This window comes from Pseudomonas sp. F220 (assembly GCF_057813935.1).
The window spans coordinates 1-267 of record NZ_JBVASJ010000189.1 but is presented as its reverse complement, the minus strand read 5'-3'; the positions used below and the strand labels follow the sequence as shown (position 1 = coordinate 267).

Annotated in this window: 1 protein-coding gene; it reads left to right on the top strand. The window is 62.5% G+C overall.

Going from position 1 to position 267, the window contains the following annotated elements; genetic code table 11:
• Positions 1–267, top strand: a 267-nt coding sequence (locus ACZYSM_RS29590) for an Ig-like domain-containing protein (protein ID WP_489077240.1), incomplete at both ends; no start/stop codon positions are given.

Sequence of the window (267 nt, the reverse complement as noted above, 5' to 3'; positions counted from 1 at the left end):
CAAGCCAGGGCACGGCCAGCGTGGTCGGCAACCAGCTGGTGTTCAACCCGGGGGCCGACTTCGACCACCTGGCGCAAGGCGTCATCGAGCACGTGACGCTCAGCTATCAGATGCAGGATCAGTACGGGGCGATCTCAAACTCCACGGTGGACGTAACGATCACCGGCACCAATGACGCTCCGGTAGCGGTGGCCGATGTAGCCGCTGGCACAGAGAACCAGACCCTGACCCTCGATGTGCTGGCCAATGACACCGATGTCGATGACG